A 25,778-nucleotide genomic window follows, 5' to 3' on the forward strand; every position below is an offset into this window, starting at 1 on the left:
AAATGTCTGAGGAAACAAAAAACGAAGAAGTAAAAGAAGAGGAAGTGGTAGAAGCTACTGAAGAAGCTGTAGAGACTGCAGAAGAAAAGGTAGAAACCGCTAAAGAAGCGGATGAAACTACTCCTGAAAAATCAGAACTAGAACTAGCAAATGAGCGTGCAGAAGACTTTGAAAATAAATACCTTCGCGCTCATGCAGAAATGCAAAATATCCAACGTCGTGCCAATGAAGAACGTCAACTCTTGCAACGCTATCGTAGCCAAGATTTGGCAAAAGCGATTCTCCCTTCTTTGGATAACCTTGAGCGTGCACTTGCCGTTGAAGGATTGACAGACGACGTCAAAAAAGGCTTGGAGATGGTACAAGAAAGCTTAATTCATGCCCTTAAAGAAGAAGGAATTGAAGAAATCGTAGCTGACGGAGCATTTGACCATAACTACCATATGGCCATCCAAACTCTTCCAGCAGACGATGAACACCCAGCAGATACCATTGCCCAAGTCTTCCAAAAAGGCTATAAACTCCATGATCGCATCCTAAGACCAGCTATGGTAGTGGTGTATAACTAGGCGGTAAGTCAGAAATCTGTGATTTCGTTGACGCACCCCCGCAAAGGTGATTAGGCTGGTCACGAGCGTTTGCGAAGTGAACTGCCAATCAGCTACTGCGTAAACCTTGTCCGAAACGACACTAAACTATGAATGAAGATAAGAGGCAAGCCAGAGGCTTGCAAAAACGATATTTTCCGCCGTGGTGAAAATTTCAGTAGCTTGTGCTACTGAAACAGGGGATTTTTGAGACTTTGGGCTCAAAAATAAGTGATGAAATCCCGTAGGGAGTTGCTCACGTCCCCACCACTTAAGGGAAATATCAAAAAATAGAAGAAAAAACTTAAGGAGAAAAACACATGTCTAAAATTATCGGTATTGACTTAGGTACAACAAACTCAGCAGTTGCGGTTCTTGAAGGAACTGAAAGCAAAATCATCGCAAACCCAGAAGGAAACCGCACAACTCCATCTGTAGTGTCATTCAAAAACGGAGAAATCATCGTTGGTGATGCTGCAAAACGTCAAGCGGTTACAAACCCAGATACAGTAATCTCTATCAAATCTAAGATGGGAACTTCTGAAAAAGTTTCTGCAAACGGAAAAGAATACACTCCACAAGAAATCTCAGCGATGATCCTTCAATACTTGAAAGGCTATGCTGAAGATTACCTTGGTGAAAAAGTAACTAAAGCAGTTATCACAGTTCCAGCCTACTTTAACGACGCTCAACGTCAAGCAACAAAAGACGCTGGTAAAATCGCTGGTCTTGAAGTAGAACGTATCGTCAACGAACCAACTGCAGCAGCCCTTGCTTACGGTTTGGACAAGACTGATAAAGAAGAAAAAATCTTGGTATTCGACCTTGGTGGTGGTACATTCGACGTATCTATCCTTGAATTGGGTGACGGTGTCTTCGATGTATTGGCAACTGCAGGGGATAACAAACTCGGTGGTGACGACTTTGACCAAAAGATTATCGACCACTTGGTAGCAGAATTCAAGAAAGAAAACGGTATTGACTTGTCTACTGACAAGATGGCAATGCAACGTTTGAAAGATGCAGCTGAAAAAGCTAAGAAAGACCTTTCTGGTGTAACTTCAACTCAGATTAGCTTGCCATTTATCACTGCTGGTGAAGCTGGACCCCTTCACTTGGAAATGACTTTGACTCGTGCGAAATTCGACGATTTGACTCGTGACCTTGTAGAACGTACAAAAGTTCCAGTTCGTCAAGCCCTTTCAGACGCAGGTTTGAGCTTGTCAGATATTGACGAAGTGATCCTTGTCGGTGGTTCAACTCGTATTCCTGCAGTTGTGGAAGCTGTTAAGGCTGAAACTGGTAAAGAGCCAAACAAATCAGTGAACCCTGATGAAGTAGTTGCTATGGGTGCTGCTATCCAAGGTGGTGTCATCACTGGTGATGTCAAAGACGTTGTCCTTCTTGACGTAACACCATTGTCACTTGGTATCGAAACAATGGGTGGCGTCTTCACTAAGCTGATTGACCGCAACACAACAATTCCAACTTCTAAATCACAAGTCTTCTCAACTGCAGCGGACAACCAACCAGCCGTTGATATCCACGTTCTTCAAGGTGAACGCCCAATGGCAGCAGATAACAAGACTCTTGGACGTTTCCAATTGACAGACATCCCAGCTGCACCTCGTGGAATTCCTCAAATCGAAGTAACATTTGACATTGACAAGAACGGTATCGTATCTGTTAAGGCCAAAGACCTTGGAACTCAAAAAGAACAAACAATTGTTATCCAATCAAACTCAGGTTTGACTGATGAAGAAATCGACCGCATGATGAAAGATGCAGAAGCTAACGCTGAAGCAGACAAGAAACGTAAAGAAGAAGTTGACCTTCGTAATGAAGTTGACCAAGCTATCTTTGCGACTGAAAAGACCATCAAGGAAACTGAAGGCAAAGGCTTCGACGCAGAGCGTGACGCTGCCCAAGCTGCCCTTGATGACCTTAAGAAAGCGCAAGAAGACAACAACTTGGACGACATGAAAGCAAAACTTGAAGCGTTGAACGAAAAAGCGCAAGCTTTGGCAGTGAAACTCTACGAACAAGCCGCAGCGGCTCAACAAGCCCAAGCAGGAGCAGAAGGCGCACAAGCAACAGGAAACGCAGGTGATGACGTCGTAGATGGAGAGTTTACTGAAAAATAAGATGCAAAGCCCGTTAAAACCTCACAGTGAAAATAGGAAATCTGACGCAGAAACTTTAGTTTCTAGAAAGATTTATCTTTTTCACCAAGAGGTTAGGGCGTGCTCAATTCAACATTACTAGTTTGATTTTTAAAACTTGAACGTCGTAATGATAGGAAGAAATCCAGAGGTTGCAACCCAGCCTCTGGATTTCGGTAAAATAGAGGGTGTTGCTTATGAAAAAAGTACTTTGTATCCTTTATCCCAATTTTTCTCTTTATGAGATAGCCTCTTTAACAAGTACTTTAGCTCTGTCTTTTGACATCACGATTGATTATGTAGCTTCAGATTATTCGATGGTGGTCTCTGAAGATGGCTTGCCTTGTTTACCCACAAAAACATTGGATCAAGTACGTATAGGAGAGTATTCTTGTGTGATTTTGCCAGGAATGGTAAATATAGGGCCTGCTCTACAGGATGAAAAATTAAATTCGTTTTTGAGGGGACTCGGCAAGCAGGATATCTTAATTGCAGCCATTTCTTCAGCGCCTATTTTGTTGGCAAAAGCAGGTTTATTGAACGATACGAAATTTACAGGTGGGATTTGGCAAAACTTCTTTGACTATTTTGAATTTCTTCCTCGGGAAAATTTCGAAGCAAAAGCTGTCCTGCAAGATAAAAATATCATTACTGCTATTGGCTTTGCACATCAAGAGTTTGCAAGAAAAGTGATTCTTGGTCTAGGTTTGGCAGAAAATACTGACAACTATTTTAAAGAACAGAACGAATATTCAGAAGAGGACTTGATTTTTACTCTATCGGACAAAGAGTTTGATGAAGTGAAGCAGAGTATAGAAAATACCCTCTAATGATTTACTTATAAATTATAGAAAGGAATAAGGGTGTTCGTAATTGAACTCGAGTTCCAGAAATTCTGATTCAATATAAAAGAAAGGAACTGAACCCGACCTAAATCGAGGTTTTGTTCCGCAATATTAACAGAAAGGAACAAGGGTGTTCGTAATTGAACCCGAGCGGAAGGCTTGGAAATTAGATAAACCTCCTAAGAAATCAGGATTTCTTGTCGGTTTCCTAAATTTCAGTCGCTTTCTGTTCGCTCTTGGTATCTTGTATGAACAATACTGAATTTTATGATCGTTTAGGTGTCTCTAAGAATGCTTCTCAGGATGAGATCAAGAGAGCCTATCGGAAATTATCTAAAAAATATCACCCAGATATCAATAAGGAGCCTGGGGCGGAAGATAAATATAAGGAAGTCCAAGAGGCTTATGAAACGCTGAGCGATGAGCAAAAGCGGGCTGCCTATGACCAATATGGTGCGGCGGGTGCCAATGGCGGCTTTGGCGGCGGTGCAGGCGGCTTCGGTGGCTTTGATGGCTCTGGTTTTGGTGGCTTCGAAGATATCTTTTCTAGCTTCTTTGGCGGTGGCGCGACTCGTAATCCAAACGCTCCGCGTCAAGGAGACGATCTCCAGTATCGGGTAAATCTCCGCTTTGAAGAGGCTATTTTCGGTACAGAAAAAGAAGTGAAATACAATCGTGAAGCTAGCTGTCGGACTTGTCATGGTTCAGGTGCTAAGCCAGGAACTAGCCCAGTAACTTGTGGTCGCTGTCACGGCTCTGGTGTTATTAACGTCGATACTCAGACACCACTAGGCATGATGCGTCGTCAAGTAACCTGTGATGTCTGTCATGGTCGCGGACAAGAAATTAAAAGTCCGTGCGAGACCTGCCATGGAACGGGACATGAAAAGCAAGCGCATAGCGTTCATGTAAAAATTCCAGCTGGTGTGGAAACAGGTCAACGAGTTCGCTTGGCGGGTCAAGGTGAGGCAGGCTTTAATGGCGGTCCTTATGGAGACTTGTATGTAGTGGTGAACGTTGAGCCAAGCGATAAATTTGAACGTGACGGTTCTACCATTTACTACAAGCTCAACCTCAACTTTGTGCAAGCAGCTCTGGGTGACAGTGTGGAAATCCCAACTGTGCATGGAAATGTTGAATTGACGATCCCAGAGGGAACCCAGACTGGCAAACGTTTCCGTCTGCGTGGTAAGGGAGCACCAAATCTGCGCGATGGAAGTGTAGGTGACCAATATGTCACTGTCAATGTCGTAACGCCGACAGGCCTCAATGACCGTCAAAAGGCGGCTCTTAAGGATTTTGCGGCGGCTGGAGACATCACAGTGAGCCCTAAAAAGAAAGGCTTCTTTGATAAGATGAAAGATGTCTTTGAAGGGGAATAATGAAGGAAAAAGCAGAGTTATTATTCTGCTTTTTCGTTAGGAGAAAGAAATGACAGAATTTCAAGACTTTATTGAGCAAGTTTTCAAGGAGCAATATGAGGCTTCTTTTGGGTCAGCTAGGCTTGAAGAACTGGAGCCCAAGGATTATTATCTGACACGGGAAGAGGAAGGAAACTTAATCGCCTTGCTCCATGCTCAGCAGGTGTTGGAAAACATCCATATCAAGGCTTTGGTGGTGGATAAAGAACATCAGAAAAAAGGTTTGGGAGCCAGTCTGCTGGCAGAATTAGAAGAAAAGGCTGAGAAAGCGGGAGTCAGCAGTATCACCTTGTCCACTAAATCCTATCAGGCCAAGGATTTTTATATCAAGCAAGGCTATGAAATCTATGCCAGTCTGGAAGATGTTCCACAAAAAGGTGTGACCAAATATCATTTCATCAAGCGACTGAGCTGAGCCATTCTCAATAGATGGAAGTCAATTGCCAATTACCATTAAAGTTTACAAAAAATAAGCTTTGCTAGTCTAGCAAAGCTTGTTTTTTTAGTTTTCTTCGTCTGGTGTAAGCACCATCGGAATGATAATCGGTTCGCGCTCGGTGCTTTCGTAGAGGAAAGGCCGCAAGGCGTTGACGATAGCGCCGCTGACAGATTGGACGCTGGCATCTTTATTCTTAAGGGCAATGCGAATAGCATTGAAGAGGATGCGCTGGCTTTGGCGAATGAGATCACCTGATTCGCGCATGTAGATAAAGCCACGGCTGAGAATATCTGGACCGGCTAAAATCATCTTGGACTCAAAATCAACCGTCGCGACAGCCAGGACAACGCCGTCCTCTGACAGGTCTTTACGGTCGCGCAGGACTGCAGCTCCGATTTCACCAATGCGGTTCCCATCAACATAAATATCCTGAGCGTTGAAGCTGCCGGCAATACGAGCTGAGTCAGCTGTCAGAGCCAGCACATCACCATTGCTCATGATGAAGATATTGTCTTTTGGTACTCCAGTATCAACGGCTAGACCTGCATGGACTTTCTGCATGCGGTATTCACCATGGACTGGCATGAAATATTTAGGCTTGATCAAGCGGAGCATGAGTTTCTGCTCTTGTTGGCCACCGTGTCCAGAGGTGTGGATATTGTTAATCTTACCGTGAATCACTTCGACGCCAGCTTCGGAAATGATGTTGATCAGCTTGTTGACGCTAGTGGTGTTTCCAGGGATTGGGCTAGATGAGAAGATGACCGTATCTCCAGGTTGCAGTTGCACCTGACGGTGGGTACCATTAGCAATCCGAGACAGTGCTGCCATGGGCTCACCCTGACTTCCGGTACACATAATCAGCACTTCACCAGCTGGATAGTCCTTGAGTTCATTTGGCTCGATGAAGGTATCTTTGGGAACCTTGATATAGCCCAGCTCAATCCCGTTGACAATAGCCTTTTCCATGGAGCGGCCAAAGACCGCAATTTTGCGCCCTGTCTTGACAGCAGCTTCTGCTGCCTGCTGGAGGCGGAAGATGTTTGAAGCAAAGGAAGCGAAAATAATCCGTCCATGTATGCCTTCGATAATCTTCATGATAGACTGTCCGACCACTTTTTCGGAATTGGTAAAGGTCGGAACTTCAGCATTGGTCGAGTCAGACAGGAGGCAGAGTACGCCTTCTTCGCCCAGAGCAGCCATGCGGTGCAAGTCTGCTGGCTCACCGACTGGTGTAAAGTCAAACTTGAAGTCACCGGTACAGACAATCTTGCCTTGTGGCGTATGAATGACAATCCCCAAAGGTTCTGGAATCGAGTGGGTTGTGCGGAAGAAGGTCGCCTTCAGATTTTTAAAGGTCAACTCTGTATTTTGATTGATTTCATAGAGCTTGGCATCACGCAAAAGTCCATGCTCTTCTAGCTTGCCCCGAATGAGAGCCAGAGCCAAAGGGCCAGCATAGATGGGAACATTGGCTTGCTTGAGCAGGAAAGGAATGCCACCGATGTGGTCCTCGTGCCCGTGGGTGATGAGGACAGCTTTCACGCGGTCGATATTTTCTACGATATAAGAGTAGTCGGGGATAACATAGTCGATACCCAAGAGGTCGTCTTCAGGGAATTTAATCCCAGCATCAACAATGATAATCTCATCTTGATACTCAATTCCGTAGGTGTTTTTACCGATTTCGCCCAGACCGCCGATGGCGAAAACACCAACTTCTTCTTTCTTTAAGTTATATGCCATAGGTTACAACTCCGTCAATTCGAAGGCGCCTGACTCTTTTTCGTATTCCAAGTGTTTGTCAGACAAGAGTTCGATAAATTCGATATTGTAAGGAGTCTTTTCTTCAACCAATTTGCGGGCTTTGATGCGGCCTTCTAATTCATCGGTTGCTTCTATATCCAAGTAGAGAGCACGTGTTTGTTCACGGCGTGGGCTGCGTTCTTTTGTTTCTTGATAAAAAACTTTGTAAATCATTTTATTTCCTTCCATTTTTCACGATCAAGCTACAGAAAACGACAGCTAATCAGCTGTTTTCTTTTATTCAGTTTTATGAGTAGTAGATTGACCTTGATTCGATATAATTCTAACCAATTATATCATAAAACCAGCTTTTAGTAAAAGACATAGCCGAGAAAATCTTGTGGAGATTTTCAGAAAAGCTTTTAAGGACAATCTGGGTAACCAAATGACTGCCTCTCTCTACCCTTGTCGCTGCTTTTGTAGTATAATAAAAAGCAAACACTCGAGTAAGGAAGAAAATGATGAACATTTTAGCGATGGATACGTCAAATAAGGCTCTGTCTCTAGCGATTTTAGAGAATGAGGAGCTCTTGGGGCAGGTGACGCTCAATATCAAGAAAAATCATAGCATTACCCTTATGCCGGCTATCGATTTTCTGATGAATAGTCTGGATATGAAGCCAGCAGATTTGGATCGGATCGTGGTGGCGCAGGGGCCGGGCAGCTACACAGGCCTGAGAATTGCGGTGGCGACAGCTAAGACTCTGGCGCATACCCTCAAGATTGAGCTGGTTGGAGTATCTAGTCTGCTGGCTTTAGTACCAGAGCAGGTGGAAGGTTTGGTCATTCCCATCATGGATGCCCGCCGCAATAATGTCTATGCTGGTTTTTACCAGTCTGGTCAGGCTGTACGACCGGAAGCTCACCTGCCTTTGGCAGAGGTTTTGGAAATGGCTGGCGCTGCTAATCAGCCAGTTACTTTTGTCGGAGAGACAGCAGCTTTTGTGGAGCAGATTGAAGCGGCTCTTCCTCAGGCTGCCATTCAGCCAACTTTGCCAGACGCAGCGGCTGTTGGTCGTCTCGGTCTAGACTTGCCAGCCCAGTCCATTTATGACTTTGTTCCTAACTATCTCAAGCGGGTTGAGGCGGAGGAAAATTGGCTCAAGACCCATCAGGAATCCAGTGATTCTTACATTCAGCGCCTATGATTGAGATGAGAAAATGGAGCGCCAGCTCGGATGCGGACGCGGTACCTCTCGCAAAAGAGCTGGAACAGCTCTTACTTGCAGTCTATGAGGTCAGCCCTTGGACAGCGGATCAAGTGGCAGAGCTTCTGCGCTCAGATGTGAATAGTTATGCGCTAGCAGAAGATGAGAGTCAGCTGGTCGGCTTTTTAGTCTGGCAGGAGACAGACTTTGAAGCAGAAGTCCTGCAGATTGCTGTATTGCCTAGCTATCAGGGGCAGAAAATCGCGACAGCCTTGTTTGACTTTTTGCCAGCAGATAAAGAAATTTTCCTCGAAGTGAGGGAGTCCAACAAGCCAGCTCTGCTATTTTACAAAAAAGAAAAATTTGAAGAAATCGCGCGGCGGAAGGCCTACTACCATGCGCCGGTGGAAGACGCGATTGTTATGAAAAGAGAGATCCATGAAAGATAGATATATTTTAGCTTTTGAGACGTCTTGTGACGAGACCAGTGTGGCGGTTCTGAAGAATGAAACCGAGCTTTTGAGTAATGTCATTGCCAGCCAGATTGAGAGCCACAAGCGTTTTGGCGGAGTGGTACCGGAAGTGGCCAGCCGCCACCATGTGGAAGTCATTACGGTTTGCATTGAGGAGGCTTTGGCAGAAGCAGGGATTAGCGAGGAGCAAGTTACAGCGGTGGCCGTTACCTATGGCCCTGGTCTGGTTGGGGCTCTTTTGGTCGGTTTGGCGGCAGCCAAGTCCTTTGCCTGGGCTCATGGGATTCCCTTGATTCCAGTCAATCATATGGCTGGGCACCTGATGGCAGCCCAGAGCGTGGAGCCCTTGGAATTTCCTTTGCTGGCTCTCTTGGTCAGCGGCGGTCATACTGAGCTGGTCTATGTCAGTCAAGCTGGTGACTATAAGATTGTGGGGGAAACTCGCGATGATGCGGTCGGTGAAGCCTATGATAAGGTCGGTCGCGTTATGGAGCTGACCTATCCAGCAGGCCGGGAGATTGATCAGCTGGCTCATGAGGGACAGGATATATATGATTTTCCGCGGGCGATGATTAAGGAAGACAATCTGGAATTCTCTTTTTCCGGTCTCAAGTCGGCTTTTATCAATCTGCACCACAATGCCCAGCAAAAGGGAGAAGTCTTGTCTAACCAAGACCTGTCAGCAAGCTTTCAGGCAGCGGTCATGGATATTCTCATGGCCAAGACTAAGAGAGCGCTGGAAAAATATCCAGTCAAGACTCTGGTCGTAGCGGGCGGCGTTGCGGCCAATCAAGGTCTGAGAGAACGCTTGGCAGCTGAGATTCAGGATGTCAAGGTGATTATTCCGCCACTGCGCCTCTGCGGTGACAATGCTGGTATGATTGCCTATGCCAGTGTCAGTGAGTGGAATAAGGAAAATTTTGCCGGTTTGGACCTCAATGCGAAGCCAAGTCTGGCTTTTGAAACCATGGAGTAAAGGAGAAGAATGCGCGGACAGACATTTAAACAAGGGGCGCAAGCTGCAGTGCCAACGGCTCTGGGCTATATTGGGATTGGCCTAGCCTGCGGCATCATGGCGGCGCCTTATATGAATCCCTTGGAGATGGGGCTGATGAGTATTCTAGTTTATGCTGGCAGTGCCCAGTTTGCCATGATTGGTTTATTTGCCCAGCAGGCGCCGGTCTTGGCCATCGCACTGACTGTTTTTCTGATAAATATCCGGCATCTTTTGCTCTGTCTGCATGCATCAACTCTTTTTCGTAAGTCTAGCTTGATGCAGAATATTGTCATTGGCTCTTTTTTGACAGATGAATCTTATGGGGTCTTGATGGGAGAGCAGGTGTATACAGAAGAGATTGCTGCTAGCTGGATGATGGGTAACAATTTCATGAGTTATGCTTCTTGGATTTTAGGTACTGTTTTAGGAACTGCCCTTGGTGCCCTTCTGCCCAATCCTGAAAGCTTTGGTCTAGATTTTGCTTTGGTTGCAATGTTTATTGGAATTTTTTCTTCTCAGTTTCTGATTATGCTCCGGCGGATTGACATGAAGAAGCTGCTGTCTGTTTTGCTGGTCGTTGGGATTTCCTATTTGGCCTTGACAATCTTGATTCAAAATTCGCTGGCGGTACTCTTTGCGACTCTGTTAGGCTGTACGGTGGGGGTGTTCTTAGATGATAAGTAAGTATATTTTGCTGGCTATTCTTTGCTCAGCCCTAGTCACATGGCTTCCACGGGTCCTACCTTTTATCTTGGTAAAATATAAAGGACTTCCGCCTATTGTTGAGCGTTTTCTGAAATTTTTGCCAGTGTCCATTATCTTTGCCCTGATTTTATCCAGCGTCACCACTGCCCAGTCTGGGCATCTCCCTAGCTTCAAATGGCTGGATTTGCTGGCTGTTTTTCCGACGACTTATGTGGCTTTTAAGTATCGAAATCTGATTGCGACTGTTATTTTCGGTGTCGTTTTGGTTGCCCTCTTGCGGCTTGTTTTTTAGAAACTACTTTATTAGAGGGAAAGTTTTAAGAGAGTGCTTTGTTAAAATATTTCAAAAAGGTTACAAAATATTACAAAAATTCTTGATTTTTGTAATATAAAAGACTATAATAATGGCAGAAAATAGAAAAGGGGTCATTGTGATGGCTAAATCGTCCTTATCCAAGTGGATTTATTCTTCTTTATTTCTGTCTTTATCTCTGTCTTTGGCTGCTTGTGGTTCACCAAAAACTGAAACACCAAAGACTTCCTCGACTGCCAAGGTTAGCCAAACGACGAGCACTAGTAGCTCAACCAAGGCTTCTTCAAGTCAAGCTTCCTCCAGTCAAGTTGTAGCAAGCCAAGATTCATCTTCTGCTAAGGAGGAAGTGCCAAGCTCCAGTCAAGCAAGTACAGCTGATTCAAGTCAGGTAAGCGCACCAAAGCCGAGTGGCGCTGACTCTCAAACAGAGGACACCCTTATTCCAGCAGCCTTAGTCGGCGTCTGGCAAGGAAGCAGTCCTCAGTCCGACTCTGTAACCTTGACCGTAAGTTCAGACGGTAGCCTGCGTGCGCAAGCCAATTTTGGCAGCTTCGAAGATATGAATGATGTCAAAGCTGTAGCAAGAGCTGTTAAAGTTAGCCAAAATCTTTATCGCTGGGAGCTGATTTCCGGTGATTATCGGGCCTTGCTACCAGGGATAACAGGGCTTGGCGGCGTTGGAAGGGCAGAAGCAGGCTTTATCCTAGAAAATGGCCAATACACATCTGTTTTATTTACCGGGCCTGTTGATCAGCCGATGGATTACTCTAACTATCATGCTTTTGGCTTTTCTTTGACCAAAAAATAATCAGGATAACTCCCTCATGCTTTATCAGGGAGTTCATTTTTTTATAAAAAAGCTTGACTCTGCCCTAAGGTCAGGGCTTATACTATAGTGGTAAGGAGGTCTATCATGTACCATATCAAAGAAGCTGCGCAGCTTTCGGGAGTCTCTGTCAAAACCCTGCATCATTACGACAAAATCGGACTTTTAGTTCCTGTCAAATCAGAAAATGGCTATCGGACATACAGTCAAGCTGATCTAGAGAGGTTGCAGGTTATCCTTTACTATAAGTATCTGGGTTTTTCTTTGGAGAAAATAGCAGAGCTACTGAGTCAGGACGATCAGGCCTTATTGCCGCATCTGGTCAGGCAGTTAGAGTATTTGCAGCAGGAAAGAGACCGCTTGGATACCTTGATTTCCACCTTACAAAAAACCATTCAAGAAGAAAAAGGAGAAAGAAAGATGACAATGAAAGAAAAATTCGCAGGCTTTACCTACGAAGACAATCAAAAATACCACCAAAAAGCAGTCGAAGAATACGGTCAAGAAGTCATGTCGGAAGCACTGACTCGTCAAAATGGACGTGAAGAAGAGTCTGCCGCTGCCTTCAATCAAGTTTTTCAAAGTCTAGCAGATAATATGCAGCAAGGCTTGTCAGTTGACGCAGCAGAAAATCAAGAGCAGGCAGTCCAGCTCTTGCAAGCTATTCGCACTTACGGCTTTGACTGCTCTATTGAAGTCTTCGGTCATATCGGTAAAGGCTATGTCTATAACCCAGAGTTTAAGGAAAATATCGATAAATTCGCTCCGGGCACAGCTCAGTACACAGCAGATGTGATTGTTCAGTATGTTAAAAGTCAGAGCAAATAAAATAATCGGCAGAGTTCTTTCTGCCGATTATTACTAGTTCTAAGTATTAGGCTTGTTCGGCAAGTGAAAAATGTTATACTTAATTCATAGAAACAGCATACGAAAAAGCTTTAAAATTAAACTCAGAAAATTTCAAATTGTTGATTTGTGGCATTAGAAAGCAAGTAGGGGATCAAAAAAATCAAGGAGGAGCTATGAAAAAACGAACGAAAAGCATAATTGCAACAATTGCATCAATAGTGGCGCTAGTAAGCCTAGGAGGATGCGCTGTAACTCAAAAAGAAAACAATAATCAAGATAAGAAAGTCACTTCTTCAAAAAAGCATATCACAGATGACAAGGAAGCTATCAAGCAAAAACAGCTCGCTTATCTAAAAAATCATGAGCAAGAAATTATAGATTTGGTAAAAGCTCAAAGTCCAAAAGTCGAATCAGTTCAGATTGATTGGGAAGAGACGCAATGGAGTGATGGCGGACTTACAAATCCCGAGTATTACATTAATGTTTTTGGGCGTATCAATAATATTGAGAGCTCAAGTTGGGGAACATTAATTCCAATAAACGATGATGGGACATTAAATATGGATGAAATGTTTCTTAGTAATCCACTAAGAATAGGAGGTGATCTTTTTGCCTAACTGGAATTTGAAGAATTTTAATAATATATATGCTTCATTAGCGGAATCAGCCTATAGGGATAGACCGAATGGATTTAGTTTTGAACAATTGCTTCCTAAAGAACAAAAGATACTTAATTCTGGTAAGTCTTTAGTATTTGACTTCTCTATAGATGCAAAAGATAAAAAAGGTCAAGTTACCCAAGGTGGTGGCACTGATCTCCCCAACCAAGGGAAGGTTTATCTTCAACCTGACAATCAAGGACTGCTCGAAGACAAAAATTCAGGCTACAATGCCTACTATGTCATAAGCTACGTATTTGAAGTTATTCAGTTTGACATTAGCAAAAAGATTCAAAATAGAGCTAATAACTTTCTTGGTGTTGCTAGACAAAAAAATTAGCAGTATAATATTAATAAAACAATACAAGGAGTAGCTATGACTAAACGAACGAAAATCATACTTGCAACCGTCGCATCAATCGTAGCGCTAGCAGGCATAGGAGGGTGTAGCATGACTCAAAAAGAAAACAATAAACAAGATAAGAAAGTTGCTTCTTCAAAAAAGGATATCAAAGATGAAAATGAAGCCATTAAGCAAAAACAGCTTGCCTATCTCAAAGAACATGAGCAGGAAATTATAGATTATGTGAAAGCTCAAAATCCAAAGGTTGAATCAGTTCAGATTGATTGGGAAGAGACGCAATGGAGTGATGGCGGTCTTACAAATCCCGAGTATTATATTAATGTTTTTGGGCGTATAAATAATATTGAAGACTCTGGTTGGGGAGTAGATATACCAATTAATGATGATAAGTCAATTGATATGGAGGGGATGTTTATGCTCCATGGACCTACGATAGGAGGTGATCCTATTGCCTAATTGGAATTTAAAAAGTTTTGATAATCTATATGCTTCATTAGCAGAATCGGCCTACAGAGATAGGCCTACAAACTTTGCTTTTGGCCAATTGAATAGAGACCAGCAAAATAAGTTAAAAAAAAATAAATCTGTATTATTTGACTTCTCTATAGATGGAAAAGATAGCAAAGGTCAACTTACCCAAGGTGGTGGCACTGATCTCCCCAACCAAGGGAAGGTTTATCTTCAACCTGACAATGAAGGACTGCTTGAAGACAAAAAGACAGGCTACAATGCCTACTATGTCACGGATACAGATACAATCAACCCAAATACGAAACAGACCTATTTTGCTGTTCGTGGGAGTGATGGTTTTGGAATTGATATAAATAAGGTGCAAAAGGATGGGTTTAAGTACTTGAAGACTTATAACCCAAGTGATTTCAATTTTCAAGACTGGGTTTACAATGATGCAGCTTTTGCTCTGACAGACGCAATTATTCCTCAAGCCAAACACGCTACTGGAGGCATGAAGGCCAAAATTGCGGAACTAAATCAATATGCAGCACCAGATGCCAAGATGGATATAACAGCTCATTCATTGGGGACGATGACTTCGATACAAGGGGCCGCAGGTCTTAATGAGAAAGAGTTGAATAAGGTTGGTCAGATTGTTCTTTTTGATGGTCCAGATCCTACAAATAGTTTTAAAAAAGCAGGCTATAGTGATGATAAAATCAAGCAATTGAGCGATAAAACGATTTATTATGTTAATCCCTTTGATCCTGTTAGTATGCTTAACCGTGAGAAACCTTGGGAACAGCAACTTGGTGATGTCAGAGTGGTAGTTCCGATTGAATATACAAATATGATGGATAAACATTCCTCCCATGACTTTGGCGCTTATCAGATAGATAGTAAGGGAAATCTCTTGGTTGTTTCTGAGGACTACCATCCTGAGTTATGGAAAGCAGGTCATAAACTTGCGGAATTAGACAAAAAGAGCATTGAAAATTTAAAAAAATATGTTCCAGAAAAAGCGATTGAAAAACTAGTAACCATGAGTCCTGAGGAGTTTAGTAAATTAGCCAAATTGTTACTTGATGGAAAGGATCAGTCTACAATTATCAAAGCGTTCCTTACTGTAAAAGATAGATTAGGACTAAGTTATAAAGATCTTGTTGATCTTTATAACAATAAAGATGAACTCTCAAAAGTATTTCAGGATTATCAAAAAGAGTATGCGAAAATCATTAAGGATGCAAAGAAGGAGTCCTTGGCTTGGGATCGAAAGAATCTCGATCTTAATAATCCGAATAATTTACACGAGAGAATCAAGCGTGCAGGCAGTTACAACGAGCGCATTTTGCTAAGGACTCAGTTGCTGTATACAGCTGTAGAATTGGCGAGCTCAGATATTGAACAAAAGATATCTGAAGTGAAAACTGCCTTGGCTGATGCCGAATCGAATCTTAAGGAATTTATCGAATCTAAGAGAAGTGCTATTGAGACTCTAGGAAGTTTGTTGTCTGCTTCGGAGATAGAGGGACTAATGTCAGAACTGTCCTTTGAAAACTTGTGGGATTCAGGGATTAACGAATTAAATATCAGTCATTTAAAAGAATTTGAAACTAAGATAACTAATTTCTCTCAAAGCTTGATTCAGTGTGCACAAAATCTTGAGCAAGTAGATGCTCAAAGTGCTAGAGATATTTTGGCAGCCTTGTCTTGATTGTACTCAAGTTTAAATGATATAAGTAAAGGGTAATTATGGCAGAAAAAATAAGTGAAAATATTATAATAGAAATATTGAAGAGTCAACAAAGAGCAGCTATAAAAGCGTCTGTTACAGCATCTGTAGCAGCTGCTAAGGCCAAGAGAGAGGCGCTTCAACAAACGTTAAATACCAAAGCACAAGAACTGCAAGATTATGCTAAAAACACTTATAAGACAAATATCACGGATGGGCTAGAAGGTCAAGCAGCAAATGCAGCTAAAGACTATCTATCGCAAATGCCAAAACCAGAATTAACAAGTCCAATCAAAAGTTAGTTATAGGTGATAAAGATGAATGCAGAAATTTATAGACTAGATGAACAGTTTGATAAAAAGATGAGGGAATTAAAGAAAAAAGAGGAATATTTAGAATACAATTTGTCTTATGTCCTTCATACGACAGAGCAATTAAAAGATGAAATATACCGAATAGCGGACGGAGATCTGCCTGTAGAGGTGTATACCGATATTTTTCAAATGGATACTAATGCAGAGTTGTTTCGAAAAGAGGTTCTTGAGCAAATCGATGATATCAGTGAGGAGCGCTCAAAACTTCGTTGGGATTATGAGGAGCAACTAGACGTTCTTTACAAGAAAAATGCTAGAAAGGAAAATAACTAAGTAAGTAGACTTGTTCGGTAATTAAAAAATCACCTTTTCAACGGATGCTTGATCGCCTCCACACCGCTTACCAAGAGCAACATCGAAAAGGTGGACGTCCGCGCCGTTTAAGTATGGAAGGCCAGCTTATAATGAACTTGTGCTACTTACCCTATTATCCCACTTAACGCTTGTTGGCATTTAATTTTGGTATAAGTCTGGCAACTGTTACTGAAACCATACATGGGTAGAGGATACCCTTCGTTTTTCTGGTCTCTTTGATTTAGATCACTTGGAAGCACTGAGTCATCAAAATGGACGGGAAGAAGAGTCTGCCGCCGCCTTCAATCAAGTTTTTCAAAGTCTAGCAGAGAATATGCAGCAAGACTTGCCAGTTGAGGCAGCAGAAAATCAAGAGCAGGCAGCGCGTCTCTTGCAAGCCATCCGTACTTATGGCTTTGACTGCTCTATAGAAGTATTCGGCCATATCGGTAAAGGCTATGTCTATAACCCAGAGTTTAAGGAAAATATTGACAAATTTGGCCCAGGTACAGCCCAGTACACATCAGATGTGATTGCAGCTTACGTTCGGACAAATGCAGAATAAATGAGAGTGGGACAGAAATCGGTAATTCGTTAGAATTCGATTTCGTCGTCCCACCTCCGCACAGTTGAGTAGGGCTGTAAAAGCTGATGAAATCAGCGTAGTAGAGCCCACTCAACCACTGCGTCTTGCTCGACAATCCAAAGACAATTGAGAGGCTAGGACTTTTGTCCCAGCCTCATTTTTTACTTCAAATCATAAAGCCAGTCGTCGCCGTCTTTATAGTAAAAGAATTCACTTAAATCGTCTTCTAGAAAAACGCGAAGCATGTCAGACATATCATCGGTTGCAAGTTTCAGATGAGACAGATTTTCAAATTCTTCCCACCAAACAGTACCTTCGTCTGAAGATTGAAGTTCACCAGTAAAGTGTTCTGTCTTGTAAAAAAGGACGACATAGCGAAAATCCTTATCATCATACCAATCCTTGATGCCGCAAAGTTGGGGTTTGGATATGGTCAGTCCAGTTTCTTCTTTGACTTCTCTGATAACGGCCTCGGTGAAAGATTCTCCGCGCTCTACATGCCCGCCAGGAAAAGTGATGCCGGGCCAGTCAGACTTGACTCGGTCTTGGACTAGAACCTTGTCTCCGTTTTTAATCATGCACATATTGACAAATTCGACTGTTTCGCGTCTGTTCATCTTGTTCTCCTATTTTGTTAGTAACTTTTCCACTACGTTTAACTTTCTCATGGTCAGATCCACGCCAAACAATTTTTCAAGATAGTTAGTATTGAGCTTTTTTTGTTTTGCAGTTCTAGGGAGATAGAGGTAGAGACAGTGATCGCCTATACAGATTTCTTCCTCGCCATAGTCAGCTTTTAATTTTTCTAGTGGCAGACTTTGGATAAACCCTTGATAAAGAATTACATGCACACGATCATGAAGATACTCTTCTTTAAATGGATTCTCATGAACAATCTTTTCAAAATCGTTCTTATTCTTGATAACCATTTTTAAGTCGGCCCCAATTTTTTCCTTTATCAGAGTATGAACGTGTTCTCGTATTTCTTCTAAATCTAGGTCACTCTCAAGAATGATATTCCCACTTTGAATATAGGTTCGAACGTGTTGAAAACCAGCTTCTGTCAAAATATCTACCAAATAAGACATTTTCGGGATAGCATTTTTTCCATTAGGAGTAACGCCTCTCAGTAAAATAATATGTTCCAAAGGACTTCCTTTCTTATTTGGTATTTATTGGATTTGAGCCTGCCACCCAACCGGTGCAGAGGGCAGATGTGATGTTGAAACCGCCCGTGTGGGCATTGATGTCTAAAACTTCGCCAGCAAAGTGGAGTCCAGGTACTAGCTTACTTTCCAGAGTTTTAGGATTGATTTCCTTAAGACTGACGCCTCCTTTGGTGACGAAGGACTTGGCAAGGGACATTTTACCAGTAACAGAGATTTTGAGGGACTTGATAGACTGGAGAAGTTGCTCGCGTTCTTTTTCAGTTAGCTGTTTGACTTTTTCAGGATATCCTTGCACAAAAAATTCTGTCAAGCGTTCTGGTAGCAAGGTTTTTAAAGCATTTTTCAAAGATTTTTCCCGATGTTCTTCTAAAAAGTCCGCTAAATCCTGCTGACTCATCTGAGGCAAGACATCTAGATAGATGGTCTCACCGCCCTTGATAAAGCTGGACATGCGTAGGGCAGCAGGACCTGACAAACCAAAGTGGGTAAAGAGCAGATCATGAGTGATAACATGCTTGCCATAACTTAAAGTCACATCGTCCAGCGAAATTCCCTGAAGCGCTTTGTGAGGAAAATCTGTCAACAATGGACTTTCAGCGGCTTCAAGCTCAGTAATGGTATGTTTAAAATGACGGGCAATCTCATGACCAAAACCAGTCGAGCCAGTTGAAGGGTAGGACTTGCCGCCAGTTGTCGCAATCAATTTCTGGCAGGTCCAAGTCTGGTCGCTGGATCTGACAGTGAAAAGCTCATCAGATTTTTTGACGGAGACGATTTCAGTATTGGTGATAACAGTGCCACCTAGCTCTGTAATTTTCTTTTCCAAAGCTTCGATAATGGTGCGGGACTTGTCTGTCGCGGGGAAAACACGGCCGTGGTCTTCGACCTTGAGTTTGATGCCGTTTTCCGTAAAAAAGTTGATGATATCATGATTGTCAAACTGGGAAAAGACGCTGTAAAGAAAGCGCCCGTTGCCAGGAATGCCGGCCATGAGGTCATCTAGGTTGCCGTTATTGGTCACGTTGCAGCGCCCGCCACCTGTACCGGCTAGTTTTTTGCCCAGTCGTTTATTTTTCTCAAGAAGCAGGGTCTTTTGCCCGTAGAAAGAACTGGAAATGGCAGCCATCATGCCAGCCGGTCCTCCGCCGATGATGATTGTGTCAAAATGGTTCATGTATCTTTTCCTTTCGTGAAATAGGAATTTTATAAGCTAGCTAATTTTATGCAAGGTGATTTAGCCTTCTCGGCTATACAGTGGACATGCTCTGGTCAGCTTTTCTGTCAGTCCTTTAGCTAGCATCTTGGTAGAAGATTGATCGGATTTCAGGCTCATTTTTTAAGGAAGATCTTTTCCAGAGGCCAAGTAGATTTCGTACCATTCTTTTCTAGTCAGTTCAATATCTACTGCCTTGGCTGATTCGATGATGCGGCTAGCCTTGGTTGTGCCGATGACCGCCTGCATGTGGGCTGGATAGCGTAGTACCCAAGCAATAGCCACTGCGGATGGTGATATTTGGTATTTGTCGGCCAGTCGGTTCAGGACGGCATTGAGTTTGGGATATTTATCCGAACCGACAAAAACGCCTTCAAAATAGCCGTGCTGGAGGACAGACCAGGCCTGAATCACGACGTCGTTGAGGCGACAGTATTCGAAAATGCTACCGTCGCGCATATTTGCGGCTGTGCCCTCCATGTTGACGTGGAAGCCAGCTTCAAAAGCAGGTGAGAAAGCTGCGCTCAGTTGGAGCTGATTTGCCACCAAGGGCTGCTTGACCTCTTTTTTGAGAAGTTCCATTATCATAGGATTCTGGTTGGACACTCCAAAATCAAGGACCTTTCCTTGAGATTTGAGCAGATCAAAAGCTTCAGCGATTTCACTGGGCTCCATCAGGGCATCTGGTCGATGCAAGAGTAGAGAGTCCAGGTGGTCCACGCCCAAGCGCTGTAAAATACCGTTTGTTGCCTCTAGGATATAGTCTTTGGAAAAGTCAAAGTAGGTGAATTCTTCTATGCGGATCCCCACCTTGGACTGAATCCACATCTTAGCCCGCAGGTCAGGCCGATTTTTGAGCACTTGTCCCAGAATTTCTTCGCACTTGCCTCCACCGTAGATATCGGCTAAGTCAAAAGCATTAATTCCGACTGACAAGGCTGTTTCGACCAGTTCTTCCACCTCTTTGGGGGTCATTTGGGCAATTCGCATCAGCCCTATGATAATCTGGGAAATTTCTCTCTTGCTTTCTCCGAATTCAAGATATTTCATAAGCTCTTCTCCTCGTGTCATCTTAATCCCAGTATAAGCTAAACCTGCTCCAAAGTCAAAAAGCGACTAGCTAGATCGAGCCTTGGAGCAAATGTGTAGAAAATCCTCATTTTGGCTAATGAAATTTGGCTGACTTTGTCGGAAAATTAGAAGATTTGACAAAAACTTGGCTTCCTGATAGAATAAGAATGTCTTAAAGACAAATAACTTCTTCTTGGTTGCAGGAATTGCCAAGCCTGTCACTCGGATGAAGCGTAAAGAAAAGGAGCTTATCATGGCAATCTCAAAAGAGAAAAAAAATGAAATCATTGCACAATATGCACGTCACGAAGGTGATACAGGTTCAGTAGAGGTTCAAGTTGCTGTCCTTACTTGGGAAATCAACCACCTTAACGAACACATCAAACAACACAAAAAAGACCACGCTACTTACCGTGGTTTGATGAAGAAAATCGGTCGCCGTCGTAACTTGCTTGCATACTTGCGTAAAAACGACGTTAACCGTTACCGTGAGTTGATCAACTCTCTTGGACTTCGTCGTTAATCTGCTTTATTTTCCACTTACATTGCGTTGTCACCTTACCTCGATATACTCAAGTATAATCTTCGGTTACGTTTCCTAGCACTGTAAGGTAAAATAAACCAGATCATCTCCCTTCGGGGAGATTTTTTGTTTCACTAAAATTTTCGTACAATCTTCGGCTCGTCGCCTTGTCTAGAAACATTTTATCCAGCAAGAATAAAGCTCTCTGATCTCAGAGGGCTTTTTTGTTTTCACTAGGATTTTAGCCCGAGCTCAAATTAGCTCTCTGACTTTATAGGTTTTTCGTTATCCTTACTTTGTCTTCTATCAGTACAATTTTTAGCTCTTCTTGAATTTTTAAGAAAATCTTGCTAGACTGTAGCTACTAAGATAAAAACACAGTTCTGGTTGGTAGTCCAGACGCAAAAAATCTATTTTTTGTCAGTAACCTTCCTCCTTGGTTGTCCATTCTTAGGGATTTTTAAAGGAGGTGCTGTCATGGATAAGATTTCAATGACGCTGACAGTTTATTTTGAAGAGGGATTTTGGCACGGTCTTTTTGAGCAGGAACATGCTCAATCTTATAGAGTTTGCCGAGTCACCTTTGGTGCAGAGCCTAGCACGCAGGAACTGCTAGATTTTCTAAACCATTATTATCATCGCTTGCAGTTTAGTCCTAGCATCAGGGTGAAGGAGAAGACTAAGTCGGTCAGTCCTAAACGCCTGCAGAGACAGGCTAAAAAAGAGCAGATGGCTTCACGTTCTTCAAAATCTCAGGAAGCGCTGAAGCTGCAATTTGAAGAGCAAAAGAAAATCGCTCGAGTCAAGCGCAAGCAGCAGAAAGAACTGGCTAAGCAAAGGAAATTCGAACTCAAACAGCAAAAACGGTTGGAAAAGCACAAGGGGCATTGAGCCTTGTTTTTCTTATTTATATGGGAAAGTCTTCCGATGGGAGACTTTTTTGTTTCTTAAACAAATTTCCCTGTCTCGAAACTATACCAATTTTATGTTGACAAATGTCAAATCGGCGTGTATAATGTCTTTGTCTCTCGATAAAAAGATAAATAAGACTATACCAATTTTCAATAAAGGAGGAACTAGCTTTTTGCCAGCAAAAGGCTAGAAATAAATCTATGTGTGGAATCGTCGGAGTTGTGGGAAACCGCAATGCAACAGATATTTTGATGCAAGGACTTGAAAAGTTAGAATACCGAGGCTATGATTCGGCTGGAATTTTTGTGACAACAGGAGAAAAATCCAGCTTGATCAAGTCTGTTGGTCGGATTGCAGATCTTCGTGCCAAGATTGGCATAGATGTAGCAGGCTCAACAGGTATTGGACATACCCGCTGGGCAACCCACGGGAAACCAAGTGAGAATAACGCCCATCCTCACACTTCTCAGACAGGCCGTTTTGTTTTGGTTCACAACGGTGTGATTGAAAATTACCTGGATATCAAAAATAACTACCTTGCTGGCCATGATTTTAAAGGGCAGACAGATACAGAAATTACAGTTCATTTGATTGGGAAATTCGCGGAAGAAGACGGCCTCTCTGTTCTTGACGCTTTCCGCAAGGCCCTTCACATTATCGAAGGTTCCTACGCTTTTGCCTTGGTAGATGCCCAAGATCCTTCTACGATCTACGTTGCCAAAAACAAATCTCCGCTTTTGATTGGCTTGGGCGAAGGCTATAACATGGTCTGCTCCGATGCCATGGCTATGATTCGTGAGACCAGCGAATACATGGAAATCCATGATAAAGAGCTGGTTATCGTGACGGCTAATAGCGTAGAAGTGCAGGACTATGAAGGCAATGTTCTTGAACGTGGTAGCTATACAGCTGAGTTGGATTTGTCCGATATCGGCAAAGGTACTTATCCTTACTACATGCTGAAGGAAATTGATGAGCAGCCGACCGTGATGCGTAAGCTGATCAGCACTTATGCGGATGAAAATAATAAGATGCTGATTGATCCTGCCATCATCAAGACAGTCCAAGAAGCGGATCGCATTTATATCATTGCTGCTGGAACTTCTTATCATGCTGGTTACGCTTCTAAACGAATGCTGGAAGAGTTGACGGATACGCCAGTTGAGCTGGGCATTTCTTCAGAATGGGGCTATGCTATGCCTCTTCTGAGCAAGAAGCCACTTTTCATCTTTATCAGCCAATCTGGTGAGACAGCTGATAGTCGTCAAGTCTTGGTCAAGGCCAATGAATTGGGCATTCCTAGCTTGACAGTAACCAATGTGCCAGGTTCAACCTTGTCTCGTGAAGCCAAGCATACCTTGCTTCTCCATGCTGGACCAGAAATTGCCGTGGCTTCAACCAAGGCCTACACTGCACAAATCGCTGCCCTAGCTTTCTTGGCCAAGGCGGTTGGTGATGCCAATGGCAACGAAAAAGCCAAGAATTTTGATTTGGTTCATGAGCTGTCTATCGTAGCTCAGTCTATCGAGTCTACTCTTTCTGAAAAAGAACTGATCGAAAGCAAGGTTCGTGACTTGTTGGAAGAAACTCGCAGCGCCTTTTATATCGGTCGTGGTCAGGATTATTATGTGGCGATGGAAGCCAGCCTTAAGCTTAAGGAGATTTCCTACATTCAGTGTGAAGGCTTTGCGGCAGGAGAGCTTAAGCATGGTACTATTTCTCTGATTGAAGAGGGAACCCCTGTTCTAGCTTTGCTTTCAGACGAGGTTTTGGCTAGCCATACTCGCGGAAATGTTTCTGAAGTTGTGGCGCGTGGAGCCAAGGTGTTGACCATTGCGGAGGAAAATGTGGCTAAGGATGGAGACGATATTGTCCTGAGCCAAGTTCACCCTTACCTGTCACCAATCTCTATGGTAGTACCGACTCAATTGATTGCCTATTTTGCAACTCTGCACCGCGGTTTGGATGTAGATAAACCGCGCAATCTCGCTAAATCTGTAACGGTAGAATAAGCTAAGAAAGTCTAGTTCATCTAGACTTTTTTGCTCTCTCTTGGTATACTTGAGTGAGGAGTATGTTTGCTTGGCTTTAATTTTTTATGAGGAGAAGAAAATGAAGAAAAAAAACATTATTGCTCTGCTGGTTGGTATCGCCTTATCTAGTTCTTTCTTAATCCGGACAGTTTTGATCCATCAGGAGAGACAAGCGAAAAAGCAAAACATGGAACGGATTGCTGCAGTGCAAGAGACGATTCAGTCTCAAGATCAAAAGAAAGCTGAAGAGCAGAAAGAACAATTTAAAAAGACATTTGAAGGTATAGATAGAACTTCCATTCAAATGAAAGACTACGATAGCCACACAAAGATTAATGCGGACTACAGTTTTGGTACCAAGGATGGAGTACACTACCTAGTAGAATTAAAAACAGGGGAGAAAGTAGCTCTGGAAGGTGTGGACAAGGCCTTTCCTTTGTCTGTCAAAAACGAGGATACAAATAGTACGGAGCTTGCCCTGGTTGTCCGTAAAGACCAAGCCTGGTACATGATTGATACAAAGGGTGAGACGATTTACACTTTTGAACAAACAGAATTGACAGAAAACTCGAAGTTAACATTGAAAGACAATAAACTACAGGTAGAATAAACTAAGAAAGTCTAGTTCATCTAGGCTTTTTCTAATGAGCAAATTCATTGAAAATAGAACTAACTAGTGATAAAATGCCCTAAAAACTAAAAGAGATAGCGAGGAAACAGAATGGTAGAATTAGGAATTTCAACATTTGGTGAAACAACTGCTCTGGAAGCGACTGGGCAGATTTACAGTCATGATGAACGCATTCGGCAGCTGGTAGCAGAAATTGAGCTGGCAGACAAGGTGGGGCTGGACGTGTATGGCATCGGAGAGCATCACAGGGAGGACTTTGCGGTCTCTGCGCCGGAGATTGTGCTGGCGGCTGGTGCGATCAAGACGGAGAAGATTCGCCTGACCAGTGCTGTCAGTGTCCTGTCGAGCTTGGATCCTATTCGAGTCTACCAGCAGTATGCGACGATTGATGCTTTGTCAAATGGCAGAGCAGAGGTCATGGCTGGCCGGGGATCTTTTATCGAGTCCTTTCCGCTCTTTGGCTATAACTTGAAGGATTATGAAGAGCTTTTTGATGAAAAGCTGGACTTGCTCCTCTATGCCAGTGCCGAGATGCGGTTAAATTGGAAGGGAAAGCTGACGCAAACTATTGACAATCGGGAAGTCTACCCACGGGCGGTGCAAGAAACATTGCCAGTTTGGGTAGCGACAGGGGGAAATGTCGAGTCCACCATTAAGGTCGCCCAGAAAGGCCTGCCAATTGCGTATGCCATTATCGGTGGACAGCCTAAGCGCTTCAAGCCTCTGCTGGATGCATATCGCCGGATTGGGCAGGAAAGTGGCTACTCAGATGAAAAGTTGAAGATCGCTGCCCACTCTTGGGGCTGGGTCATGGAGGACAATGAGGAGGCGATCCGGACTTACTTCCATCCGACCAAGCAGGTAGTGGATGCTATCTCCAAGGACCGCCCTCACTGGCGGGAGATGACTTATGAGCAATACCTAGATCAGGTAGGACCAGAGGGAGCCATGTTTGTCGGCAGTCCTGAAAAGGTCGCTCAGAAATTGATCAAGATGATAGAGGAGCTGGGACTGGACCGCTTCATGTTGCATCTGCCGTTGGGATCGCTTCCGCATGAGCAGGTTCTCCAGTCTATCGAACTCTTTGGCACCAAGGTTGCACCGCTTGTGCGGGAGTATTTTGCAGCTAAGGGTAAGTAAAATCGAAGTAGAGGTCTTTTGATAAAGATTGCCTATCTCTCCCATAGAAAATA

Annotated in this window: 29 protein-coding genes and 2 pseudogenes; 25 read left to right on the plus strand and 6 right to left on the minus strand. The window is 43.3% G+C overall.

The genetic code is table 11. The features are described from left to right. Window positions 1-2: 2 nt before the first annotated feature. The 5 genes from grpE (at window position 3) to ACWPVL_RS05600 (ending at window position 5,430) form a co-directional block, all read left to right on the plus strand. Entirely contained in the window at window positions 3-569 is a 567-nt protein-coding gene (grpE, locus tag ACWPVL_RS05580; RefSeq protein ID WP_454387461.1) for a nucleotide exchange factor GrpE, read from the plus strand. Window positions 570-907: 338 nt separating this feature from the next. Then, a complete protein-coding gene (dnaK, locus tag ACWPVL_RS05585) occupies window positions 908-2,731 on the plus strand; it encodes a molecular chaperone DnaK (RefSeq protein ID WP_414263678.1) in 1,824 nt (607 codons plus the stop codon). Window positions 2,732-2,946: 215 nt separating this feature from the next. After that, window positions 2,947-3,579 (plus strand): DJ-1/PfpI family protein, encoded by a 633-nt coding sequence (locus ACWPVL_RS05590; protein WP_454387463.1) that lies wholly within the window; start codon window positions 2,947-2,949, stop codon window positions 3,577-3,579. Between the two features lie 263 nt (window positions 3,580-3,842). Beyond that, window positions 3,843-4,976: a molecular chaperone DnaJ gene (dnaJ, locus tag ACWPVL_RS05595; protein WP_045497925.1), complete on the plus strand. Its 1,134-nt coding sequence runs from the start codon at window positions 3,843-3,845 to the stop codon at window positions 4,974-4,976. 49 nt (window positions 4,977-5,025) lie between these two features. Next, window positions 5,026-5,430 (plus strand): GNAT family N-acetyltransferase, encoded by a 405-nt coding sequence (locus ACWPVL_RS05600; protein WP_314043682.1) that lies wholly within the window; start codon window positions 5,026-5,028, stop codon window positions 5,428-5,430. Between the two features lie 87 nt (window positions 5,431-5,517). Here the strand turns inward: ACWPVL_RS05600 and rnjA are convergent, their stop codons facing one another. Further along, complete coding sequence (gene rnjA / locus ACWPVL_RS05605; RefSeq protein WP_314043680.1) at window positions 5,518-7,200, minus strand: ribonuclease J1; 1,683 nt, start codon at window positions 7,198-7,200, stop codon at window positions 5,518-5,520. A gap of 3 nt (window positions 7,201-7,203) precedes the next feature. Beyond that, entirely contained in the window at window positions 7,204-7,434 is a 231-nt protein-coding gene (locus ACWPVL_RS05610; RefSeq protein WP_045497905.1) for a DNA-dependent RNA polymerase subunit epsilon, read from the minus strand. Between the two features lie 287 nt (window positions 7,435-7,721). Between ACWPVL_RS05610 and tsaB the strand changes: the two genes are divergently transcribed. From tsaB to ACWPVL_RS05685, 15 genes and pseudogenes are all read left to right on the plus strand, one after another. Continuing rightward, entirely contained in the window at window positions 7,722-8,408 is a 687-nt protein-coding gene (tsaB, locus tag ACWPVL_RS05615) for a tRNA (adenosine(37)-N6)-threonylcarbamoyltransferase complex dimerization subunit type 1 TsaB (RefSeq protein ID WP_454387683.1), read from the plus strand. Then, the gene (rimI, locus tag ACWPVL_RS05620; protein WP_454387467.1) at window positions 8,405-8,857 is read left to right on the plus strand and encodes a ribosomal protein S18-alanine N-acetyltransferase; all 453 of its coding nucleotides are present in this window, start codon (window positions 8,405-8,407) and stop codon (window positions 8,855-8,857) included. Before tsaB ends, rimI begins: the two co-directional genes overlap by 4 nt. After that, complete coding sequence (tsaD, locus tag ACWPVL_RS05625) at window positions 8,847-9,857, plus strand: tRNA (adenosine(37)-N6)-threonylcarbamoyltransferase complex transferase subunit TsaD (RefSeq protein ID WP_454387469.1); 1,011 nt, start codon at window positions 8,847-8,849, stop codon at window positions 9,855-9,857. The genes rimI and tsaD overlap by 11 nt, the downstream gene beginning before the upstream one ends. Before the next feature lie 9 nt (window positions 9,858-9,866). Then, complete coding sequence (locus tag ACWPVL_RS05630; protein ID WP_454387471.1) at window positions 9,867-10,562, plus strand: AzlC family ABC transporter permease; 696 nt, start codon at window positions 9,867-9,869, stop codon at window positions 10,560-10,562. Further along, window positions 10,552-10,875, plus strand: a complete 324-nt coding sequence (locus ACWPVL_RS05635) for an AzlD domain-containing protein (protein WP_148887258.1) — start codon at window positions 10,552-10,554, stop codon at window positions 10,873-10,875. Before ACWPVL_RS05630 ends, ACWPVL_RS05635 begins: the two co-directional genes overlap by 11 nt. Window positions 10,876-10,987: 112 nt before the next feature. Further along, a complete protein-coding gene (locus ACWPVL_RS05640) occupies window positions 10,988-11,704 on the plus strand; it encodes a hypothetical protein (protein ID WP_454387473.1) in 717 nt (238 codons plus the stop codon). 105 nt (window positions 11,705-11,809) lie between these two features. Beyond that, complete coding sequence (locus ACWPVL_RS05645; RefSeq protein WP_454387475.1) at window positions 11,810-12,550, plus strand: MerR family transcriptional regulator; 741 nt, start codon at window positions 11,810-11,812, stop codon at window positions 12,548-12,550. Window positions 12,551-12,744: 194 nt separating this feature from the next. Beyond that, a complete protein-coding gene (locus tag ACWPVL_RS05650; protein ID WP_454387477.1) occupies window positions 12,745-13,188 on the plus strand; it encodes a hypothetical protein in 444 nt (147 codons plus the stop codon). Beyond that, the gene (locus ACWPVL_RS05655) at window positions 13,181-13,570 is read left to right on the plus strand and encodes a hypothetical protein (protein ID WP_454387479.1); all 390 of its coding nucleotides are present in this window, start codon (window positions 13,181-13,183) and stop codon (window positions 13,568-13,570) included. Before ACWPVL_RS05650 ends, ACWPVL_RS05655 begins: the two co-directional genes overlap by 8 nt. 36 nt (window positions 13,571-13,606) lie before the next feature. Next, the gene (locus tag ACWPVL_RS05660; protein WP_454387481.1) at window positions 13,607-14,050 is read left to right on the plus strand and encodes a hypothetical protein; all 444 of its coding nucleotides are present in this window, start codon (window positions 13,607-13,609) and stop codon (window positions 14,048-14,050) included. Continuing rightward, window positions 14,034-15,761, plus strand: a complete 1,728-nt coding sequence (locus ACWPVL_RS05665) for a hypothetical protein (protein WP_454387483.1) — start codon at window positions 14,034-14,036, stop codon at window positions 15,759-15,761. Before ACWPVL_RS05660 ends, ACWPVL_RS05665 begins: the two co-directional genes overlap by 17 nt. 38 nt (window positions 15,762-15,799) lie before the next feature. Continuing rightward, entirely contained in the window at window positions 15,800-16,081 is a 282-nt protein-coding gene (locus ACWPVL_RS05670) for a hypothetical protein (RefSeq protein WP_268690364.1), read from the plus strand. 15 nt (window positions 16,082-16,096) lie between these two features. Beyond that, window positions 16,097-16,426: a hypothetical protein gene (locus ACWPVL_RS05675; RefSeq protein WP_454387485.1), complete on the plus strand. Its 330-nt coding sequence runs from the start codon at window positions 16,097-16,099 to the stop codon at window positions 16,424-16,426. Window positions 16,427-16,446: 20 nt separating this feature from the next. Then, window positions 16,447-16,712, plus strand: a pseudogene (locus tag ACWPVL_RS05680) (helix-turn-helix domain-containing protein); the annotation flags it as partial. Then, window positions 16,701-17,012 (plus strand): annotated as a pseudogene (locus tag ACWPVL_RS05685) (TipAS antibiotic-recognition domain-containing protein); the annotation flags it as partial. The pseudogenes ACWPVL_RS05680 and ACWPVL_RS05685, both read left to right, overlap by 12 nt. A gap of 182 nt (window positions 17,013-17,194) precedes the next feature. Here the strand turns inward: ACWPVL_RS05685 and ACWPVL_RS05690 are convergent. The 4 genes from ACWPVL_RS05690 to ACWPVL_RS05705 all read right to left on the minus strand — a co-directional run bounded on the left by ACWPVL_RS05690 (window position 17,195) and on the right by ACWPVL_RS05705 (window position 20,465). Further along, a complete protein-coding gene (locus tag ACWPVL_RS05690) occupies window positions 17,195-17,650 on the minus strand; it encodes an NUDIX domain-containing protein (RefSeq protein WP_454387487.1) in 456 nt (151 codons plus the stop codon). Window positions 17,651-17,659: 9 nt separating this feature from the next. Continuing rightward, on the minus strand, window positions 17,660-18,181 hold the full coding sequence (locus ACWPVL_RS05695; RefSeq protein ID WP_454387489.1) for a DUF1697 domain-containing protein: 522 nt from the start codon (window positions 18,179-18,181) through the stop codon (window positions 17,660-17,662). A gap of 13 nt (window positions 18,182-18,194) precedes the next feature. Continuing rightward, window positions 18,195-19,376 carry an NAD(P)/FAD-dependent oxidoreductase gene (locus tag ACWPVL_RS05700; RefSeq protein ID WP_454387491.1) on the minus strand — a complete coding sequence of 394 codons (1,182 nt, stop codon included), beginning with the start codon at window positions 19,374-19,376 and terminating at the stop codon, window positions 18,195-18,197. A gap of 162 nt (window positions 19,377-19,538) precedes the next feature. Beyond that, window positions 19,539-20,465 (minus strand): aldo/keto reductase, encoded by a 927-nt coding sequence (locus ACWPVL_RS05705; protein ID WP_454387493.1) that lies wholly within the window; start codon window positions 20,463-20,465, stop codon window positions 19,539-19,541. A gap of 274 nt (window positions 20,466-20,739) precedes the next feature. On the opposite strand from ACWPVL_RS05705, the gene rpsO reads away from it, so the two are divergent. The 5 genes from rpsO (at window position 20,740) to ACWPVL_RS05730 (ending at window position 25,725) form a co-directional block, all read left to right on the plus strand. Next, the gene (gene rpsO / locus ACWPVL_RS05710; protein WP_001018251.1) at window positions 20,740-21,009 is read left to right on the plus strand and encodes a 30S ribosomal protein S15; all 270 of its coding nucleotides are present in this window, start codon (window positions 20,740-20,742) and stop codon (window positions 21,007-21,009) included. 477 nt (window positions 21,010-21,486) lie between these two features. Next, window positions 21,487-21,900, plus strand: a complete 414-nt coding sequence (locus ACWPVL_RS05715; protein ID WP_454387495.1) for a YjdF family protein — start codon at window positions 21,487-21,489, stop codon at window positions 21,898-21,900. A 221-nt stretch (window positions 21,901-22,121) separates the two neighbouring features. Continuing rightward, a complete protein-coding gene (glmS, locus tag ACWPVL_RS05720) occupies window positions 22,122-23,933 on the plus strand; it encodes a glutamine--fructose-6-phosphate transaminase (isomerizing) (protein ID WP_454387497.1) in 1,812 nt (603 codons plus the stop codon). Between the two features lie 100 nt (window positions 23,934-24,033). Beyond that, window positions 24,034-24,564: a hypothetical protein gene (locus tag ACWPVL_RS05725; RefSeq protein ID WP_454387499.1), complete on the plus strand. Its 531-nt coding sequence runs from the start codon at window positions 24,034-24,036 to the stop codon at window positions 24,562-24,564. A 111-nt stretch (window positions 24,565-24,675) separates the two neighbouring features. Continuing rightward, the gene (locus ACWPVL_RS05730) at window positions 24,676-25,725 is read left to right on the plus strand and encodes an LLM class flavin-dependent oxidoreductase (protein ID WP_454387501.1); all 1,050 of its coding nucleotides are present in this window, start codon (window positions 24,676-24,678) and stop codon (window positions 25,723-25,725) included. Window positions 25,726-25,778: the final 53 nt, after the last annotated feature.

Source organism: Streptococcus sp. Marseille-Q8145 (assembly GCF_965112035.1).

What these genes read in the sequence shown, in the direction of transcription:
- grpE (WP_454387461.1), top strand. Translation starts at nt 3, where the DNA reads ATGTCTGAGGAAACAAAAAACGAAGAAGTAAAAGAAGAGGAAGTGGTA.
- dnaK (WP_414263678.1), top strand. Translation starts at nt 908, where the DNA reads ATGTCTAAAATTATCGGTATTGACTTAGGTACAACAAACTCAGCAGTT.
- ACWPVL_RS05590 (WP_454387463.1), top strand. Translation starts at nt 2,947, where the DNA reads ATGAAAAAAGTACTTTGTATCCTTTATCCCAATTTTTCTCTTTATGAG.
- dnaJ (WP_045497925.1), top strand. Translation starts at nt 3,843, where the DNA reads ATGAACAATACTGAATTTTATGATCGTTTAGGTGTCTCTAAGAATGCT.
- ACWPVL_RS05600 (WP_314043682.1), top strand. Translation starts at nt 5,026, where the DNA reads ATGACAGAATTTCAAGACTTTATTGAGCAAGTTTTCAAGGAGCAATAT.
- rnjA (WP_314043680.1), bottom strand. Translation starts at nt 7,200, where the DNA reads ATGGCATATAACTTAAAGAAAGAAGAAGTTGGTGTTTTCGCCATCGGC.
- ACWPVL_RS05610 (WP_045497905.1), bottom strand. Translation starts at nt 7,434, where the DNA reads ATGATTTACAAAGTTTTTTATCAAGAAACAAAAGAACGCAGCCCACGC.
- tsaB (WP_454387683.1), top strand. Translation starts at nt 7,722, where the DNA reads ATGAACATTTTAGCGATGGATACGTCAAATAAGGCTCTGTCTCTAGCG.
- rimI (WP_454387467.1), top strand. Translation starts at nt 8,405, where the DNA reads ATGATTGAGATGAGAAAATGGAGCGCCAGCTCGGATGCGGACGCGGTA.
- tsaD (WP_454387469.1), top strand. Translation starts at nt 8,847, where the DNA reads ATGAAAGATAGATATATTTTAGCTTTTGAGACGTCTTGTGACGAGACC.
- ACWPVL_RS05630 (WP_454387471.1), top strand. Translation starts at nt 9,867, where the DNA reads ATGCGCGGACAGACATTTAAACAAGGGGCGCAAGCTGCAGTGCCAACG.
- ACWPVL_RS05635 (WP_148887258.1), top strand. Translation starts at nt 10,552, where the DNA reads ATGATAAGTAAGTATATTTTGCTGGCTATTCTTTGCTCAGCCCTAGTC.
- ACWPVL_RS05640 (WP_454387473.1), top strand. Translation starts at nt 10,988, where the DNA reads ATGGCAGAAAATAGAAAAGGGGTCATTGTGATGGCTAAATCGTCCTTA.
- ACWPVL_RS05645 (WP_454387475.1), top strand. Translation starts at nt 11,810, where the DNA reads ATGTACCATATCAAAGAAGCTGCGCAGCTTTCGGGAGTCTCTGTCAAA.
- ACWPVL_RS05650 (WP_454387477.1), top strand. Translation starts at nt 12,745, where the DNA reads ATGAAAAAACGAACGAAAAGCATAATTGCAACAATTGCATCAATAGTG.
- ACWPVL_RS05660 (WP_454387481.1), top strand. Translation starts at nt 13,607, where the DNA reads ATGACTAAACGAACGAAAATCATACTTGCAACCGTCGCATCAATCGTA.
- ACWPVL_RS05670 (WP_268690364.1), top strand. Translation starts at nt 15,800, where the DNA reads ATGGCAGAAAAAATAAGTGAAAATATTATAATAGAAATATTGAAGAGT.
- ACWPVL_RS05675 (WP_454387485.1), top strand. Translation starts at nt 16,097, where the DNA reads ATGAATGCAGAAATTTATAGACTAGATGAACAGTTTGATAAAAAGATG.
- ACWPVL_RS05690 (WP_454387487.1), bottom strand. Translation starts at nt 17,650, where the DNA reads ATGAACAGACGCGAAACAGTCGAATTTGTCAATATGTGCATGATTAAA.
- ACWPVL_RS05700 (WP_454387491.1), bottom strand. Translation starts at nt 19,376, where the DNA reads ATGAACCATTTTGACACAATCATCATCGGCGGAGGACCGGCTGGCATG.
- ACWPVL_RS05705 (WP_454387493.1), bottom strand. Translation starts at nt 20,465, where the DNA reads ATGAAATATCTTGAATTCGGAGAAAGCAAGAGAGAAATTTCCCAGATT.
- rpsO (WP_001018251.1), top strand. Translation starts at nt 20,740, where the DNA reads ATGGCAATCTCAAAAGAGAAAAAAAATGAAATCATTGCACAATATGCA.
- ACWPVL_RS05715 (WP_454387495.1), top strand. Translation starts at nt 21,487, where the DNA reads ATGGATAAGATTTCAATGACGCTGACAGTTTATTTTGAAGAGGGATTT.
- glmS (WP_454387497.1), top strand. Translation starts at nt 22,122, where the DNA reads ATGTGTGGAATCGTCGGAGTTGTGGGAAACCGCAATGCAACAGATATT.
- ACWPVL_RS05725 (WP_454387499.1), top strand. Translation starts at nt 24,034, where the DNA reads ATGAAGAAAAAAAACATTATTGCTCTGCTGGTTGGTATCGCCTTATCT.
- ACWPVL_RS05730 (WP_454387501.1), top strand. Translation starts at nt 24,676, where the DNA reads ATGGTAGAATTAGGAATTTCAACATTTGGTGAAACAACTGCTCTGGAA.